The organism is Mycobacterium sp. IS-1590, assembly GCF_001500025.1.
GTDB lineage: Bacteria > Actinomycetota > Actinomycetes > Mycobacteriales > Mycobacteriaceae > Mycobacterium.
The window spans coordinates 105661-122067 of sequence record NZ_LQIW01000005.1; the positions used below are offsets into that span (position 1 = coordinate 105661).

Consider the following 16407-nt stretch of genomic DNA (forward strand, 5'->3'; position numbering starts at 1 on the left):
GCGACAGGATCGTCGCTAGAAGACGACGGTCTGGTTGCCGAATCGGATGATGCGGTCCTCACAGTGCCACAGCACGGCTCGGGACAAAACTACGCGTTCGACGTCGGAGCCCAGGCGGACCAGGTCCTCCACGCTGTGCCGATGGTCGACCCGCACCACGTCCTGCTCGATGATCGGGCCCTCGTCGAGGTCCTCGGTCACGTAATGCGCCGTCGCGCCGACGAGCTTGACGCCTCGCTCCTTGGCCCGCCGGTAGGGCGCGGCGCCGATGAACGCCGGCAGGAACGAATGGTGGATGTTGATGAGTGGACACCCGACGTCGGCGATGAATCGCGGCGTGAGGATCTGCATGTAGCGCGCCAGGACCACCAGGTCGACGTTGCCGCACAGCAAGTCGAGCTGACGACGTTCGGCGTCCTCGCGGATTTCCCTACTGGCGGGTACGTAGAGGAACGGAACCGAGAAGGGCCGCACCTGATCTGCGAGATCGGGATGGTTCGCGATCACCATGATCACGGACATGTCGAGCTCGCCGCGCCGGTTGCGCCACAGCAGATCGAGCAGGCAGTGGTCTTCTTTGGACGCCATGATCGCCACCCGCTTGGGCTTCGCGGCTTCGGTGAGCCGAAAGTCCATACCGAATGGTACGGCGACCTGCTCGGCGAATTCGCGTTCGAGGTCATCGCGGGCGGCGGTCAGGCCGGGCAGATGAAAAATGGTGCGCTGCATGAATGTGCCGCCCGACTGTTCGGTTGCGTGCTGGTCCAGCGACACGATGTTCGCGCCCGCGGCGGCGAGAAATGCGCTGACAGCCGCCACCAATCCGGGCCGGTCCACACAGCGAAGCAGCAACCTGCCCACATCCTTAACGGGTAGGTTCCCTGCGCCCCGACTCGGATATCCTCCGGTCACCTCTCACAGCGTGGCACTCGGCTGCCGCAAGCGCAGGTGAACCACCGTTTGCGCACCGAATCCGCGGGCGTGCCCAAGCCATTCCACACCGGGCCCTCGACAATTAGCTGTACGCGATCCACCGCACCATGCCGGACATCTTTTCCGCACCGACAACATGCTTTTTCACAACAAGATCAGTGCGCTTGCTGGTAATAAAACAGCACTCGGCGAGATACTCAGATGGATGTGGAAAATCCACACGTAATCAGCAGCGACCTGAACAAGGGAACTGCCCGATGATCGGATGATTATGACCATTGCACAAATCCGGCCCGCCAGCGAAGTTGCCGCCAGTTTGCGAAAGACTCCCAGTTTCTGGGATTCCGACACCGACTGCACAATCACCTTTGCGCACCCCGCGGTCGAGCCCGAGCTCTGGCGCGATTTCGTGCACGGAGCCACACGCAGTTACACCAAGCACGGTGTCGCAAAAGCACTCGACATGGATGCGTTGCACACAGGCTCGGACACCATCCTGTTCGCCGCTTGTGTCGACCGGTCGGGGAAGGTGGTCGGCGGCCTACGCGCGAAGGGGCCGTACCAGTCGGCCGACGAGGCCCATGCACTGCTGGAGTGGAAAGGCCAACCGGGCTTCGACGCGGTGCGGAAGATGATCAGCGACCGGCTACCATTCGGCGTCGTGGAGATGAAAACCGCATGGGTGACTGACGATCCCGATCGCAACCGTCAGCTCACCTACGCCATCTCCCGAACACCGCTGCACGCGATGGGGCTTCTCGACATTCAGTTCATCGTCGCCACCGCGGCCTCCTATGTGCTCAAGCGGTGGCTCTCGTCCGGCGGCATCCTGGCGACGAAAATTCCTCCGACGCCGTATCCCGACGAGCGTTACGAGACCCGACTGGCGTGGTGGGATCGTGCCACGTTCGCCAAACATGCCGACCCCAAACAGCTTTCGCTGTATTTCGCCGAACAGCAGATGCTGGCTCCCGTTCACAAGGCGGCCGGGATATCGGCCGCCACCGGGACGGAGCGGTGATCGGCGGGGACAACGACTCGAGTTCCTGCAATGCAGTAGTTCTGCGCGCCGACGATCCCGTCCTCGCCGAACTGCGGTCAGACCCGGGCATCGAGTTCGTCGACAGCGCAGCACAACAACGGCGGGTGCTGCGCGAAATCCGGCCGCCACCGCCGGACGAGGTTCTCGCTGAACCGACTCGCTGGGCCTTCTATCCGTGGCGGCGCGCGGCGGCCAGCATCCTGGGCCCCAGAGGATTTCGACGCGTACGGTTGGACCGCAACCGAAACCTGATCACGCCTGCCGAACAGAAGAAGCTCGGCGGTCTGGAGGTCGGCGTCGTCGGTTTGAGTGTGGGTCATACGATCGCCTACGCGCTGGCGGCCCAGGGGCTCTGCGGTGGCTTGCGGCTGAGCGACTTCGACGACCTGGATCTGACGAACCTGAACCGGGTGCCCGCCTCGGTGCTCGACCTCGGGGTGAACAAAGCGATCGCCTGCGCCAGAAGGATCGCCGAACTCGATCCGTACCTACCCGTGCGGGTCGACGTCTCCGGCGTGAACGAGCGAACCGTGCACGAATTCCTCGACGGCCTCGACCTCGTGATCGAGGAATGCGACTCCCTGGAAGCCAAACTGCTGGTCCGCGAGGCCGCACGGGAGCGCGGGATCCCGGTGCTCATGTCGACCAGCGATCGCGCGCTGCTCGATGTCGAGCGGTTCGACCTCGAGCCGGCGCGGCCGATCCTGCACGGCCTTGTCGGAGACCTGGACGCGGCCGGCCTCGCGAATCTCAGCAGCAGCGACAAGCTGCCGTACTCGCTCCGCCTGGCCGAGGCGAGCCAGGTTTCGGGCAGGATGGCGGCCTCGCTCATCGAGGTGGGGCAGACCTTGTCGACGTGGCCGCAGTTGACCTCCGAAGTGGCGCTGAACACGAGCCTGGTCGCCGAGGCGGTCCGGCGGATCGGCCTGGGCGAGCATCTCCCGTCCGGACGGGCGCGGATGGACATCGCCGAGGTGTTCGACCGCCTCCAGACCCCGGTCGTGCCCGCCGCCGAGCACCCGGTCGACGACCCGTCCGCCGAGGACCCACCGAACAACGCAACGGCCGCGATCGCCGCCGCCGCGCAGCGCGCGCCCTCGGGCGGCAATGCTCAGCCGTGGCGGATCGAGGTGACGGCCGAATCGGCGAGGGTCTCGTTGGACACGCGCTTCACGACGACGATGGACGTCGGTTTCCGGGCCAGCGCCGTCGCCGTCGGCGCCGCGGCCTTCAACGCGCGCGTGGCTGCCGCCTCGCATCACATGACCGCGCAGGTGGAGTACGGACGCGGCGACGAGGCCTCCCCGTTGATCGCGACGGTGCATCTCGAGCCGGGCGACGATCCCGAGCTCGCATCGCTGTACGAACCGATGCTGGCCCGGGAGACGAATCGGCATCTCGGCAACGCGGCGCCAATACCCACCGACACGATCGCCACCTTGGTCGCCGCCGCGGAGGCCGAAGGTGCCCGGCTGAGCGTCCTGACTGAGCAGGACGACCTCGAATCGGCCGCAACGATCCTGGCTGCCGCCGACCGCATCCGGTACCTCACTCCGCGCCTGCACGCCGAGATGTTCGCCGAACTGCGATGGTCCGACGCCCCCTCCCTCGATGACGGCATCGACGTACGGACACTCGAACTCTCTCCGTCGGACTTGGTGATGCTCGACATCCTGCGGCGACCGGAGGTGATGAGCCATGTCAAGGAGTGGGACGGTGGGCGGGCCCTCGGCGACGACACTGGGCGCCGCGTACGCGAATGCGCCGGTCTCGCCGTCATCTCCGTGACCGGGCGCCGGCTCACCGACTACGCGCGCGCCGGGGCGGCCGTCGAGTCGGTGTGGATCCGGGCCCAGCAGCGTGGGCTTGCCGTACAACCGGTTTCACCACCGTTTCTGTACGTGCTCGACGAGCAGGACCGCCGCCGGGTCTCGCCCGCTTTCGCCGACGACCTCGGCAGGCTGCAATATGATTTCCGGCAACTCGCGGGAACCGGTACGGCGCAATCGCAGGCGTTGATCCTCAGGTTGGCTTACGCGGCCCGCCCTTCGGTCCGAAGCCGGCGCCGCAGTCATTACCGTCGCGACAGCGCCGACGGCGTCAGGGAGGGTTAGTGCCCAGCAGCCTCGAGAACCTCGTCACCTCGGTCGCCACGCACCTGATGGGTGTGAACGCCGCGACCTCGGTGCCGGTGAGCCAGCGTGTGCTGGCCGATCTCGTCGAGTACTTCGGTGTCGACGTCAGCTTCCTGCGCCACAACGATCACCGGATCCGGGCGTCGGTGTTAGTCGCGGAGTGGCCGGTGCGCCCGGGAATTCCGGATCCCGACCCGCTCGGGGTGGTGTACTTCGCCGATGCCGATCCGGTGTTCGCCCGGTGTGAGCACCAAAAGGAACCGATAGTGTTCCGCCCCGAGCCGTCGACCGAGGAGTACCAGCAGACCATCGCCGAGGGCCGACAGGTTCCTTCGACATCGATGGCCTGCGTGCCGATGCTCTCCGGCGAGATCACATCCGGGGTGCTCGGATTCGTCAAGTTCGGTGACAGGGACTGGACGCCGGAGGAACTCAACGCGCTCAAGGCGATTGCGTCGTTGTTCGCTCAGGTTCAGGCGCGAGTCGACGCCGAGGATCGCCTGCGCTACCTGGCCGAGCACGACGACCTGACGGGACTGTGCAACCGGCGCGCGCTGCTGGCGCACCTGGACGCCCGTCTTCAGCAGGGACAACCCGGGCCGGTCTCGGTGCTGTTCTTCGATCTGGACCGGCTCAAGGCCATCAACGACTACCTGGGCCACACCGCCGGAGACTGGTTCATTCGCGTGCTGGCCGAGCGGCTGCGTCAAAGCGCCGGCGACAGCACGTTCCTCGCCCGGCTCGGTGGCGACGAGTTCGTGGCCGTGCCTGCCGGGCCGACGGACGTCGACACCGCCAGGGAACTGGCCTTCCGGATGCAAACGGCGTTGAACGAGCGGGTGGCGGTCGACGGCGAGAGGCTCACCCGGACCGTCAGCATCGGCGTGGCGCTGGGCGAGCCGGGCCGCGACGACACCTCAGACCTGCTGCGGCGCGCCGATCAAGCGGTGTTGACCGCCAAGGCCTCCGGCGGCAACGAGGTCGCGGTGTTCACCGATCAGATGTCGATGGAGTCCGATTTCCGCAACGACATCGAGCTTCACCTGCACAACGTCATCGAAACGGGTGCCCTTCTGCTGCACTATCAGCCCGAGGTCAACATGCGCACCGGCGAGATCCTCGCCGCCGAGGCCTTGGTCCGTTGGGAACATCCGACGCGTGGCCTGCTCGCGCCCGGCTCGTTCATCGGCGTGGCCGAATCCATCAATCTCGCGGGCGAATTGGGACGCTGGGTGATGAGGACCGCATGCCGCGAGTTCGCGCGGTGGCGCGCCCACGGTGTCGGCCGCGACGCCGTGCTGAGGATCAACGTCTCGCCGGTCCAACTGGTGAGCGACGGATTTGTGGAGTCGGTCGCTGCGACCATCGGCGAGTTCGGCCTCGACGGCGGATCGGTGTGCCTGGAGATCACCGAGAGCGTCGTGGTGCAGGACATCGAAACCACCCGCAAGACGCTGGCCGGCCTCAAACAGGTCGGGGTGCAGGTCGCCATCGACGACTTCGGCACCGGCTACAGCGTGCTGTCGCATTTGAAGTCACTGCCCGTCGACACCTTGAAGATCGACAGGGGCTTCGTCCGGGACTTGGGGGAGAATCCCGGCGATCTTGCGATCGTGCGCGCCATCATCGCGCTGGCCGAGGCATTCGGCCTACAGCTCGTCGCCGAGGGCGTGGAGACCGAGGAGGCCGCCCGCATCCTGCTCGAGCATGGATGCCACCGCGCGCAGGGATTCCTGTTGTCGCGTCCGCTGCCGGGTGCCGAGATGGAGTCGCTACTCGCCCAGGGACGGATACCCGTGGACTTTGCCGCATCGCCACGATCCTGAGTGGCGGTACGTCTCACGAAGATTGGATTGCAGACGGCGACCGCGCGCATGGCAGGCCGCCCCGGACACTGCGGGCGGTTCGGAGGTGAGCACCTCGAGGCGGCCGAACCTGCTGGCACGCTGTCCAACGAGGCAGACGCGCACGAGGTCACCCGACACCGATCGCCGATCGACCTTGGGAAGTTGCACGGCTCCACTGGTGACCGTGACACCGTGGCGCGCCCGCACTGCCGCCGGACCGGCGGGAGTCGCGAACACCGCGCCCACCGCGACGCCCTCCTCGAACACCAGGCGTTGTAGCGCATGGTCGGAGTGCACCTCGATGCCGCGGTCGGCCACACCCTTGGTGAGCAGATCGAGCACGGAGCCGGCGAGATCTTCGGAATCGGCGGAGAGGGCGCCGATCTCGAGGACCTCGAGGATCTGGCCATCCGACGCCTGAACGCTCGTCGCGCTCCAGTCCGGCAACCGGGTCGACAGGTAACCGAACGGCGTCGCCAGACATTGGGCGGCCCATTCGCGTAAGCGCGCACCGACGAACGGTGCCACCGTGCGGCCCGTGTCGGCGGACAGGTGCGAGAGCACCGCGCGGATCGGCACGCCGAGGTCCTGGGAGCGGCCGTGCGGCGGGCCCAGATCCGACGTCATCTCTGCGAAGAAGTCCCGGGTACATGCATCGGCCGCGTTTGTGTCGAGCCAGTTGCACTCCGCCACCCCCCAGTCGGCGATGAACACATCACCACCGAGATCGTCGAGCACGATGGCGTGTGCGAGCCCGGCCGCGCCGGCACCGGCGCACACCACATCGACTTCGTCGTCCCACTGCACCGTTAACTTCTCCAGAGTCGCTACAACTTACGGTCCGGCTGCACGCGGATGTGAGATCCGCACATACCTCGAGATTCAGCCGTTTTCAGCAAGCTGCCATTGCCTGTAATCGGCCTTGAGGGGTTTGCCGACACAGGCAATGGCAACGCAATAGCAAACGATGTGCGCGACACTGACCAGGTCCGGACCCGGCGACCGCCGGAGGCCTGTGACGCGGTGCGACCACCGGGGCGCGATACACGTCGCCGCGAACCGAAAGTCATCACGGGGGGTACTTTACATACTTTTTGGATGTTATGGGGGTCTAACTATGACTTAGAGTTTGACGTGTCGGACACAACAATTCGACGTGCGGGATTCTGGAAAAGTCAGACGAAAAGATTGCAAGAAGAATCGAAAATGCCAGAAGAACAGGTGGCCATCGGCGTTGTCGCACTCAGCTAACTGGACGAAATTCGTCGAACCCGGGATGTGGATGGAAGAATCGCTGGGTCGGTTAACTTCAGGCAAACGAGGCTCCCACTGAACGGCGCTCCCCCACCGGCCGAGCACGTCGATCGACGGTCGGACTCCACGCGGCTCCAGATCCTCCATGCGGCGTCTCGTCTGTTCGCCCGCAGCTCCTATAGCCGGGTCAACCTCGACGACATCCTCGCCGACGCGGCGGTCACCAAGGGCGCGATGTACTTCCACTTCCGCTCCAAACACGCACTGGCGTCGGCGATCGTCGAGCTCCGCATGGAGGAGGCCCGGGCGTCGGTCGATGAGGTACTGGCACGTCGCCTGTCCGGTTTGGAGACGCTGATCGACCTGTCGTTTCGGATCGCTATCGACGACATCGGCAGCGAGGTGGCCAGGGCGGGATTGAACCTCCTGGAGTCCATCGGTCGCACCGACGGGATGCAGTCGGGATTCCTGGGCAGGTGGGTCGAGGGGTACGCGCGGGTCATCGGCAGGGCGGTCGAAGAAGGCGACGTTCGTGACCAGGACGACGCCGAGGCGATCGGCCGTCTCCTGGTGTCGGTGTACATGGGCTTGCGGCAGACCAGCGACCTCGATGATCCCGAACGATTCATGCGGGACCTACAGTCCGCCTGGATGCTGCTTCTGCCCGGGCTGACCACCCCGGACCGCATCTCGTATCTCGCCGAGTTCGTCAAGCGACGCACCGCCGTCGCCGTGAAGAGGGCAACACCGCTCGGATGATCTATGATCCCCCGACCAGGCCATCTCCACCCGGTTGAGGCCGTCGGAGCATCCGGAGGTACCGGCGATGGCGCGCCAAGCCCGATCTGAGGCGACCCGACGACGGATCATCGATTCGGCCGCGGGACTGTTCAATGAGATTGGTTACGCCACAACGAGTCTGGGCGACATCATCGAGCGCGTGGAGATGACCAAGGGGGCCTTCTACTATCACTTCGATTCAAAGGAGGCGCTGGGCACCGCGATCATCGAGGAAGGCAGCGCGATCCTGTTCCAGGAGTTCGCCAGGATCCGGGAGTCGTCGGCACCGGCGCTCGAACGCGTCATTCACAGCAGTTTCGTCATCGTGGGCCTCCTCTCCACCGACGAGATCGCCCGCAGCAGCACCCATCTGCTGCGCGCCTTCGGCGAGTTCCACGCAGTGGCGGCTGTCACCTACTCCCGCTGGCTCGACGAGATCACCTCGCATGTCGTCGAGGCGCTCGAGGACGGCGATCTGCAAGCCCACCTGAATCCGCAGGCGGTCGCCGAGACCATTCTCGCAACGATGGTGGGCGCCGAACTCCTGTCCACGATCATGGCTTCCACTGCCGACGTGGTGGAGCGCCTCGGGCGCGTGTGGGAGATATTGCTGCCGGCCCTGGTGACCGACGAGTCGCTGAGCTACTTCACGCAGTACCTGGCTCGCGAGTCGATGCGCCAATCCGCCCCGCCCCTCGAACCCTGACTCACAGTTCGTCGACCCAAAGCTGTTCGGTCAGATCCTGGAAGGTGGCCAACGCGACCGGGTCGCTGCCGCGCCGCAGGGCCGATTTGCTCATCCTGGCCCGAAGAATCGACCCGTCGCGGTGCAGCAGTTCGACGACCAGCTCCTCGTGCGCGCGCATCACCGACACCGCGGACTCATCGGCGGGCAAAGTGTGGAAGATCTGATGGAAATGCAGTTCGCGGAGCGCGTCGGCGGAATATCCCACCATGTCCGCGAACGCCTCGTTGGCGAACACGATCGCACCGTCTTCTGCAATCGCCAACACCGGCACCGGCAGCCGGTCGAGCACCACCAAGGCCGGTAACTCCCCGAGAACAGCCGTCGGTGATTTCGCAACCTGACCGTCTCGTCGTCGCTCCACGGATCAATTATGCCGCCGCCCCGGCGTCCTCGTTCCACTATTCAGGCCGCTGCGCACATCGCTCAACGCCCCCGAACGGGCCACATAGTCAACTAGGTTTACTGTGTAGGGCGGCAAGAGACAGGGGATCGACGATGGACCTGAAGTGGTCACCGGCCGACACGGCGTTTCAGGACGAGGTGCGAAGCTTTCTCGACGAGAAGCTGACGCCGGAGCTTCGCCGCGCGGGTCGCCTCATGACCAGCGTGTACGCCGACCACGACGCGAGCATGGAATGGCAGCAGATCCTGCACGAGCGGGGTTGGGCCGCACCGGCCTGGCCGGTCGAGTACGGCGGTTGCGATTGGAGCCTGACCCAGCACTACATATTCAGCCGGGAGTCGACGCTCGCGGGTGCACCGTCGCTGTCCCCGATGGGGATCCGCATGGTCGCCCACGCTCTGATCAAATTCGGAACCGACGCGCAGAAGGATTTCTTTCTGCCACGCATCCTCACCGGCGAGGTCTTCTTCTGTCAGGGTTACTCCGAACCCGAGGCGGGATCCGATCTGGCCGCGCTGTCCATGGCGGCGGTCCTCGATGAATCGGCCGGCGACCTCATCTGCACCGGCAGCAAGATCTGGACGACGCACGCCCGCGAGGCCAATTGGATGTTCGCTCTGGTGCGCACGTCGAGAGGCCAGAAGAAACAGCAGGGCATCACGTTCGTGCTCATCGACATGTCCTCCCCCGGCATCGAGATCCGGCCTCTGGTCATGACATCCGGAGAAGAGGTACAGAACCAGGTCTTCTTCGACGAGGTGCGGGTGCCCACGACCAACGTGCTCGGCGAGATCGACGACGGGTGGACCGTCGCCAAGTACCTGCTGGAGTTCGAACGCGGCGGCGGGGCGTCGTCACCGGCGCTGCAGGTGATGGCGCAGGAGATCGCCACCGTCGCGGCCACTGAGCCGGGACCCGGCGGGGGCCGCCTGATCGACGACCCGGGCTTCGCCCGCAAGCTGGCCGACGCACGGATCCGCACCGAGGTGCTCGAGATCCTCGAGTACCGGGTGTTGGCGACGGTGGCCGAGGGTAAGAACCCCGGTGCCGCTTCGTCGATGCTCAAGGTGCTCGCGACCGAGTTGAGCCAGGCGATCACCGAACTCGCCATGGAAGCGGCCGGGCCGCGGGGCCGCGTCTACCAGCCGCACGCCACCTGCCCCGGCGGACCGATAGCCGAGTTCGAACCGCCGTCGGACGGATATCTCAGCGGTGAACCCTGGCAGGCGGTCGCACCGTTGCGCTACTTCAACGACCGGGCCGGCTCGATTTACGCCGGCAGCAACGAGATTCAGCGCAACATCCTGGCCAAAGCGGCGCTGGGACTCTGAGGGGGTTTGATATGGACTTCAACCTGAGCAAGGAACAAGAGCTGCTGCGCGACGGCTTGAACAAATTCTTGTCGAGTCGATACGAGCTCGAGAGCAGCCGCGCGGCGGCGAAGTCGGGTGCCGGTTGGCAGCCCGACATCTGGTCCGGGTTCGCCAACGAGCTCGGAATCCTCGGTGCCGCGTTGCCCGAGGACCTCGGCGGAATCGGCGGCGGGCCGGTCGAAGTGATGGTCATCGCCGAGGCACTCGGGCATGCGTTGGTCGTCGAGCCGTACGTCGACACCGTTGTCGTCTCCGGTGGCCTGCTGCGGCGTGCCGGCGGCGGACCGGCCTCGGCGCTGCTCGAACGGATCGTCGAGGGAACGGCCATCGTCGCGCTCGCGGCGAACGAGTCGGCGTCCGGCCACAATTGGGCGGACGTGACGACCAGCGCCGAGCGCGACGGTGACGAATGGGTGCTGCGCGGGTCCAAAATCGTCGTCACGAGCGCACCTCTGGCCACCCACCTTCTGATCACCGCGCGCACCACCAACGGGATCTCGCTGTTCCTCGTCGATCTCGAGTCGGCGGGAGACGCTGTCGAGGCTCACCACTACCGCACCATCGACGACCGCAGGGCATCCGACGTCACGTTCGACGGCCTTCGGCTTCCGGCCGACGCGCTGCTCGGCGACGAGGGCGCGGCGTGGCCGTCGCTGGCTCAGGCACGCGATGAAGGTGCGACCGCGGTCTGCGCCGAGGCGGTCGGGTGCATGCGGAAGGTGTTGGCCGACACCGTCGAATACGCCAAACAACGTCAGCAGTTCGGCCAGCCGATCGGCAGTTTTCAGGTGCTGGCGCACCGCATGGTCGACATGTACATGGAGGTCGAGCAGGCGGTGTCCGCCGCGTACTTGGCGGTCCTGCACCTCGAGTCCGAACCGGATGTGCGGGCCCGAGCGGTTTCGGCCGCCAAGGTCACCGTCGGTCGGGCCGCGCGGTTCATCGGACAGCAGTCCGTTCAATTGCACGGCGGTATGGGCATGACCGAGGAACTCGCGATCGGCCACTATTTCAAGCGGCTGACAGCGCTTCAGTACGAGTTCGGCACCACCGATTTCCACGTCACCCGGTACGCGGAGCTGACCAGGATCTGACCCCTGCGAGGGCATGAGGACCATTGGCCCTGTCCACACGGACCGCCGACCGCCTAACGTGGACTCGGTAACCGCCAAGGTGGCGAAGGGAGAGATCATGGCTGCCGGTCCGAGCGGAATTCTTGTTGGTGCCGACGGATCACCGGACTCGGAGGCAGCCATCAGGTGGGCCGCCCACGAAGCCCTGTTGCGGGACGAACCGGTCCGGTTGCTCCATGCGATCACCCCTGTTGTCGTGACATGGCCGGTCGCGTATCTGGAAGCCAGCTACATCGAGTCGATGGAATCCAACGGCCGCGACATCCTCGACTCGGCGCAGAAAACCGTGCAGGCCGCCGCGGGCGACAAGGAGCCGCCGGCCGTCGAAACACAGATCATGAACGCCGCCGCGCCCGCGGCGCTCGTCACCGCCTCGCGCGATGCGTACATGACCGTGTCCGGGTCGCGGGGCCTCGGTGTACTCGGCCGGGTCTTCCTCGGTTCGGTCAGCAGTGGTCTGCTGCACCACGGAAAGGGTCCCATCGCGATCGTGCGCACCGACGACGCTGCTGCCGTCGACACCAGCGCCCCCGTCCTCGTCGGCATCGACGGCTCGCCTGCGTCCGAAGAAGCCACCGAGTTGGCGTTCGACGAGGCCTCGAGGCGGAACGTGGGACTGATCGCGCTGCACGCGTGGAGCGATGCCTCATTCCCTGCCATCGGAAGCGACTGGGAACGCTACGAGGACGGCGGAGAGCGCATCCTCGCCGAGCGGCTCGCCGGTTGGCAGGAACGGTACCCGGATGTGCAGGTGCAGCGCCGTATCGTCAGTGACGACCCCGCACGACGGCTGGTCGAGGCGTCCGGCGATGCCCAGCTCGTCGTTGTCGGCAGCCGGGGCCGGGGCGGGTTCTCGAGCCTTGTGCTCGGCTCGGTCGCGGCGAAGGTGGCGCAGGCGGCGAAGGCGCCGGTGATCGTCGTCCGGCCGCGGTGAACTAGCCCGCGGTGGCAGCCGCGTCGAGTTGAAGCTGCACGTAGGCGGTGACGACCTCGGTCAACGCCCGCAGCTCACGACCGACGTCGACTGGTTCCTCGACCGCCATCTTGGCCACCATCGCTCCCATCAGCGTGGTCCAGATCAGGTTGCCCACCGCGTCGGCGTGTCTGCGGTCAAGACCCTCGGCGACGAAACGGCCGAGCCGGGTCAGTGTCGAGAACAGCTCCGCCAGGTGACGCTGCTGGGCATCGGCGCGCCCGGTCCGGGTGGCGATCAAGATTTCCAGCGCCGCAATGGATGTCGGGCTCAGGAAGGCGTCGGCAACGGCGTTGATCACCAGTTCGGTGCGCGCGCGTCCGTGGTGCTCCCCCAGCGCGGCCTGCACGTCGTGCAGGCAGGCCACCAGTTGCCCGAAGCCTTCGTCGACGACGGCCATCAACAACCCGTCCCGGTCACCGAAGTGGTACTGGACGACCCCCCACGTCACGCCCGCGCGTTCGGTGATGTGTTTGGCGCTCGCCGCGGCGAACCCCTCTTCGAGGACGCAGCGCACCGTCTCGTCGATGACCATCGCGCGAGTCCGGTCCGCGCGCACCTGCTTTCCGTTGGGAGGGCGGCGCGGCGCGACACTGACGGTCGGAGGCATTACTACCTCTTGAAGCGGCCGGCGAAGCCGCGCAGCGGCAGGTCGGCGCTGGTGATCAACCCCGGCGGCGCGGCCACCACCGACCGGATCGCGTGCAGCGCAGGCATTCCCGTGACCGTCATCCCGATGGAGGCGAAGGCCTCGGGATTCGACAGGTCCACGCCGGGCTTCGGAAAGATCATGTGCTTGTTGTACACGCACGGGTCACCCTTGATCTGGGTGATGTAACAGCCTTTGATGTCCCAGTGCGGATCGGTGTGCGGTGTCATCTGCCATTCCAGATGTGTCTCCACCCGCGGGACGCCATCGACCATGCCCTGGTACTTGATGTAGTTTCCGCCCAGTGAGCCCTTCGGCAGCTGATACCAGCCGAGGTCCACATCCTTTGTGCAGGCGCCCAATTCGTAGCTGAACTTGACCTCGTCGAGCTTCAGATCGAAGCAGTCGGCCATCATCAACACGCTGTCGGCGAACACCCGGGTGTACTTCTCCAGTTTGCCCGGAATCTCGGGATCGTCGACGGGCTGGCCGTAGCCGACCTCGATCCAGGTGTCCTTCGAGTGATGGCACGACACATCGACGGACTCGATCGTGGTGACGTTCTCGATTTCGGCGACGTCGGCCGAACACACCACGCCCAGAATCTGGTTGAGGCCGGGGTTCATGCCGGTGCCGTAGAACGTGGAACCACCTTTGCGACACGCTTCCTCGAGGAGCTGGGAGACGGGCTTACCAGAGGCATGCGGATGGTTGGTGTCGCGGTGCCAGCCGGTGATCCAGTCGGCCGTGGTGACGATGTTGATGCCCGCCTCGAGGACCTGGACGTAGAGGTCCTCATCGGGGAACACGCCGTGGAACGTCAGGACATCGGGTTCGGCGGCGACGATCTCCTTGATGGTGCCGGTCGCACGGACTCCGACCGGGCCGATGCCGACGATCTCACCGGCATCCCGGCCGACCTTTTCCGGTGTGTAGCAATGCAATCCGACGAGTTCGAGGTCCGGATGCTCCCCGATTCGCTTGATCATCTCGGTCCCGAGGTTTCCGGTGGCAACCTGGAAGACACGTGTCGGGCGGGCGGGGTGTGCGGTCATCGGGTCCGACCTTTCTCAGACGACGTTGTGGCGCGGGATGTTTCGAGGTCTGCGGCATTGCCACCGCGGCCGTCGGGATAGAACTGGGTCGCCCACTTGCGTAACGCGGTGAAACCCTCGTACTCGGCCGTCGCCAGCGCGGGCGGGTCGGAATAGCGCTGGTGCGACCAGATGTCCACGTCCTGGGTGAACTGGCGGATGACTTCGGCGCCGAACTCGGTGGCCTTGGCCTCGGCCCGTTGGTCGTCGCGGCCGGGCGTGCGGCCGATGTAGACCATGAACCGGACATCCGACGTTCGGTCGTCCACCGGGGTGATCGCCGAGATCGTCCGGTTGTCCACCATGCCCCAACTCTTCGTCACCGCGATGCCGAGCCCCCCGTTGATGGCTTCCACACCGCTTCGGACGTCCTCGATCGACTGGGTCTCGTCGCCTTCGAAGGTGATGGTGAAATCGACATACGACCATGGCTCGGCGAAGTCGTGGCGGGTGAAGACCGGGACGATCGGTGTCTTGTGCACGAACTTGAAATGAGCGAAATCGACGCCGTTCTCCAGAACGTACTGAGGATGCAGTTCCAGGCCCTCGCGGAACAGGGTCATCGGCGGGTAATAGTCGGCGGCGGTGCGGGTGTCGCCGAAGCTGCCGAAGATGTCCGGCGCCTCGAAATGAGGTGCGCGTCCGTCGATGTCGTGCCAGATGTAGATCGAGTCGTTCCGTTCGGCGACGGGGTAACTGCGGATCCGTCGGCCACGGTTCGGCCGGTCCTGGTACGGGATACAGACGTTGCGGCCGTCGGAGTTCCACTGCCAGCCGTGGAACGGGCACTCGATCACATCGCCCTCGACGTGTCCGCCGTAGCCCAGATGGGCGCCGAGGTGCTCACAGTAAGCGTCCATCACCACCGCCTGGCCGGACGACGTTCGCCACGCGATCATCTCGCGGTCGAAGTACTTCATCCGCCGGACGTCGCCGGGCTTGAGTTCTGCCGACCACGCGACCTGGAACCATCCGGTCGGCTTCATCGACAGGGGTGGCTTGGCCATCGACGTCCTCTCGGGCTGCGCTGCCACTGGGTCTCGGTCCGACAAATGATAGAGCACTCAATGTAAAAATGGCCAGGGTGCTCTGGCCGGTGCGCACGCGTCACCGCAGAATGGCCAGGTGACCAACCGAATCCAGGAGCTTCTCGGCGTCGACTACCCCGTCGTGCAGGCGCCCATGACCTACATCGCGCGCGCCGAACTCGCCGCGGCGGTCTCCGAGGCCGGTGGCCTGGGCATGATCGAGACGTTGACCGAAGACGGCCGCGCCGACCTGTACCGGGTGCGCGACCTCACCGACAAGCCGGTCGCCGCCAACCTGATGATCCAGGGCTGGAAGGCCGACCCCTCGATCGTCGACACCTTGACGACGGCCGGGGTGAGGCACGTCTTCACGTCGGCAGGTGATCCCGCCTTGTTCACCGCACGCCTGCACGACGTCGGCATGACGGTCGTGCACGTCGTCGGATCCCTGAGGGGCGCACGCAAGGCGGCCGATGCCGGCGTCGACGCGTTGGTGGTCGAGGGCGTCGAAGGCGGCGGGTTCAAATCGCTGCTGGGCGCCTCGACGATGGTGTTGCTTCCGTTGGTCGCCGAGAGCGTCGACCTGCCGATCATCGCGGCGGGTGGCATGTGCGACGCCCGGTCGGCGGCCGCGGCGCTGGTCCTCGGGGCCGAGGGCGTCCAGATGGGGACGCGGATGCTGGCCAGCCTCGAGTCGGCCGTGCACGCGAATTTCAAGGACGCGATCGTGACGGCCGACGACTCCGGCACCGTGCTTCTCGACGTCCCCGGCAACCCGACGATGCGCGTCCTGCGCACCGGGCTGGCCGCGCGGGTCGCGGCTCACGACCCGGGCGCACGCCTGCTGGGCAAGATCACCGAGTTGTACTTCGACGGCGATATGAACGCCAGTGTGGCCAACACCGGTCAGGTCTCGTCCCGCATCTCCGAGCTGCTGCCGGTCGCCGACATCGTGCGGCGCACATGGACCGAGATCGATGCGGCGTTGACCGACGCCAAATCGAGGATGTAGCCG

Annotated in this window: 15 protein-coding genes; 9 read left to right on the plus strand and 6 right to left on the minus strand. The window is 65.8% G+C overall.

All coding sequences use genetic code 11. The annotated features are described in order from the left end of the window. Positions 1-15: 15 nt before the first annotated feature. Positions 16-912: a formyltetrahydrofolate deformylase gene (gene purU / locus AU197_RS06225; RefSeq protein ID WP_082696533.1), complete on the minus strand. Its 897-nt coding sequence runs from the start codon at positions 910-912 to the stop codon at positions 16-18. 292 nt (positions 913-1204) lie between these two features. Between purU and AU197_RS06230 the strand changes: the two genes are divergently transcribed. The 3 genes from AU197_RS06230 to AU197_RS06240 are packed head-to-tail and all read left to right on the plus strand — an operon-like array spanning position 1205 to position 5936. After that, a complete protein-coding gene (locus AU197_RS06230) occupies positions 1205-1954 on the plus strand; it encodes a hypothetical protein (RefSeq protein WP_064401657.1) in 750 nt (249 codons plus the stop codon). Next, on the plus strand, positions 1951-4089 hold the full coding sequence (locus tag AU197_RS06235) for an Rv1355c family protein (RefSeq protein WP_064401658.1): 2139 nt from the start codon (positions 1951-1953) through the stop codon (positions 4087-4089). Before AU197_RS06230 ends, AU197_RS06235 begins: the two co-directional genes overlap by 4 nt. Positions 4090-4136: 47 nt before the next feature. Continuing rightward, complete coding sequence (locus tag AU197_RS06240) at positions 4137-5936, plus strand: putative bifunctional diguanylate cyclase/phosphodiesterase (RefSeq protein ID WP_064401693.1); 1800 nt, start codon at positions 4137-4139, stop codon at positions 5934-5936. Here AU197_RS06240 and AU197_RS06245 read toward each other — a convergent pair. After that, entirely contained in the window at positions 5883-6764 is an 882-nt protein-coding gene (locus tag AU197_RS06245) for an FAD-binding protein (RefSeq protein ID WP_064401659.1), read from the minus strand. The genes AU197_RS06240 and AU197_RS06245 overlap by 54 nt on opposite strands. A gap of 522 nt (positions 6765-7286) precedes the next feature. Here AU197_RS06245 and AU197_RS06250 point away from each other — a divergent pair. After that, positions 7287-7970, plus strand: a complete 684-nt coding sequence (locus tag AU197_RS06250) for a TetR family transcriptional regulator (RefSeq protein ID WP_064401694.1) — start codon at positions 7287-7289, stop codon at positions 7968-7970. A gap of 67 nt (positions 7971-8037) precedes the next feature. Continuing rightward, positions 8038-8697: a ScbR family autoregulator-binding transcription factor gene (locus AU197_RS06255; protein WP_064401660.1), complete on the plus strand. Its 660-nt coding sequence runs from the start codon at positions 8038-8040 to the stop codon at positions 8695-8697. Between the two features lies 1 nt (position 8698). Here AU197_RS06255 and AU197_RS06260 read toward each other — a convergent pair whose 3' ends face one another. After that, positions 8699-9100: a PAS domain S-box protein gene (locus AU197_RS06260; RefSeq protein WP_064401661.1), complete on the minus strand. Its 402-nt coding sequence runs from the start codon at positions 9098-9100 to the stop codon at positions 8699-8701. 134 nt (positions 9101-9234) lie between these two features. Here AU197_RS06260 and AU197_RS06265 point away from each other — a divergent pair, with 134 nt between their 5' ends. The 3 genes from AU197_RS06265 (at position 9235) to AU197_RS06275 (ending at position 12582) form a co-directional block, all read left to right on the plus strand. After that, positions 9235-10473 (plus strand): acyl-CoA dehydrogenase family protein, encoded by a 1239-nt coding sequence (locus tag AU197_RS06265; RefSeq protein WP_064401662.1) that lies wholly within the window; start codon positions 9235-9237, stop codon positions 10471-10473. A gap of 11 nt (positions 10474-10484) precedes the next feature. Next, positions 10485-11609, plus strand: coding sequence for an acyl-CoA dehydrogenase family protein (locus AU197_RS06270; RefSeq protein ID WP_064401663.1), 1125 nt, complete (start codon positions 10485-10487; stop codon positions 11607-11609). Between the two features lie 97 nt (positions 11610-11706). Next, positions 11707-12582 carry a universal stress protein gene (locus tag AU197_RS06275; RefSeq protein ID WP_064401695.1) on the plus strand — a complete coding sequence of 292 codons (876 nt, stop codon included), beginning with the start codon at positions 11707-11709 and terminating at the stop codon, positions 12580-12582. Between the two features lies 1 nt (position 12583). Here the strand turns inward: AU197_RS06275 and AU197_RS06280 are convergent, their stop codons facing one another. Genes AU197_RS06280 through AU197_RS06290 form a run of 3 tightly spaced genes read right to left on the minus strand, consistent with a single transcriptional unit; the run spans position 12584 to position 15371 of the window. Then, a complete protein-coding gene (locus AU197_RS06280) occupies positions 12584-13231 on the minus strand; it encodes a TetR/AcrR family transcriptional regulator (RefSeq protein ID WP_064401664.1) in 648 nt (215 codons plus the stop codon). Positions 13232-13233: 2 nt separating this feature from the next. Further along, positions 13234-14325: an NAD(P)H-dependent amine dehydrogenase family protein gene (locus AU197_RS06285; protein ID WP_064401665.1), complete on the minus strand. Its 1092-nt coding sequence runs from the start codon at positions 14323-14325 to the stop codon at positions 13234-13236. Beyond that, complete coding sequence (locus AU197_RS06290; RefSeq protein WP_064401666.1) at positions 14322-15371, minus strand: Rieske 2Fe-2S domain-containing protein; 1050 nt, start codon at positions 15369-15371, stop codon at positions 14322-14324. The genes AU197_RS06285 and AU197_RS06290 overlap by 4 nt, the downstream gene beginning before the upstream one ends. Positions 15372-15489: 118 nt before the next feature. Here AU197_RS06290 and AU197_RS06295 point away from each other — a divergent pair, with 118 nt between their 5' ends. Further along, entirely contained in the window at positions 15490-16404 is a 915-nt protein-coding gene (locus AU197_RS06295) for an NAD(P)H-dependent flavin oxidoreductase (protein ID WP_064401667.1), read from the plus strand. Positions 16405-16407 lie beyond the last annotated feature (3 nt).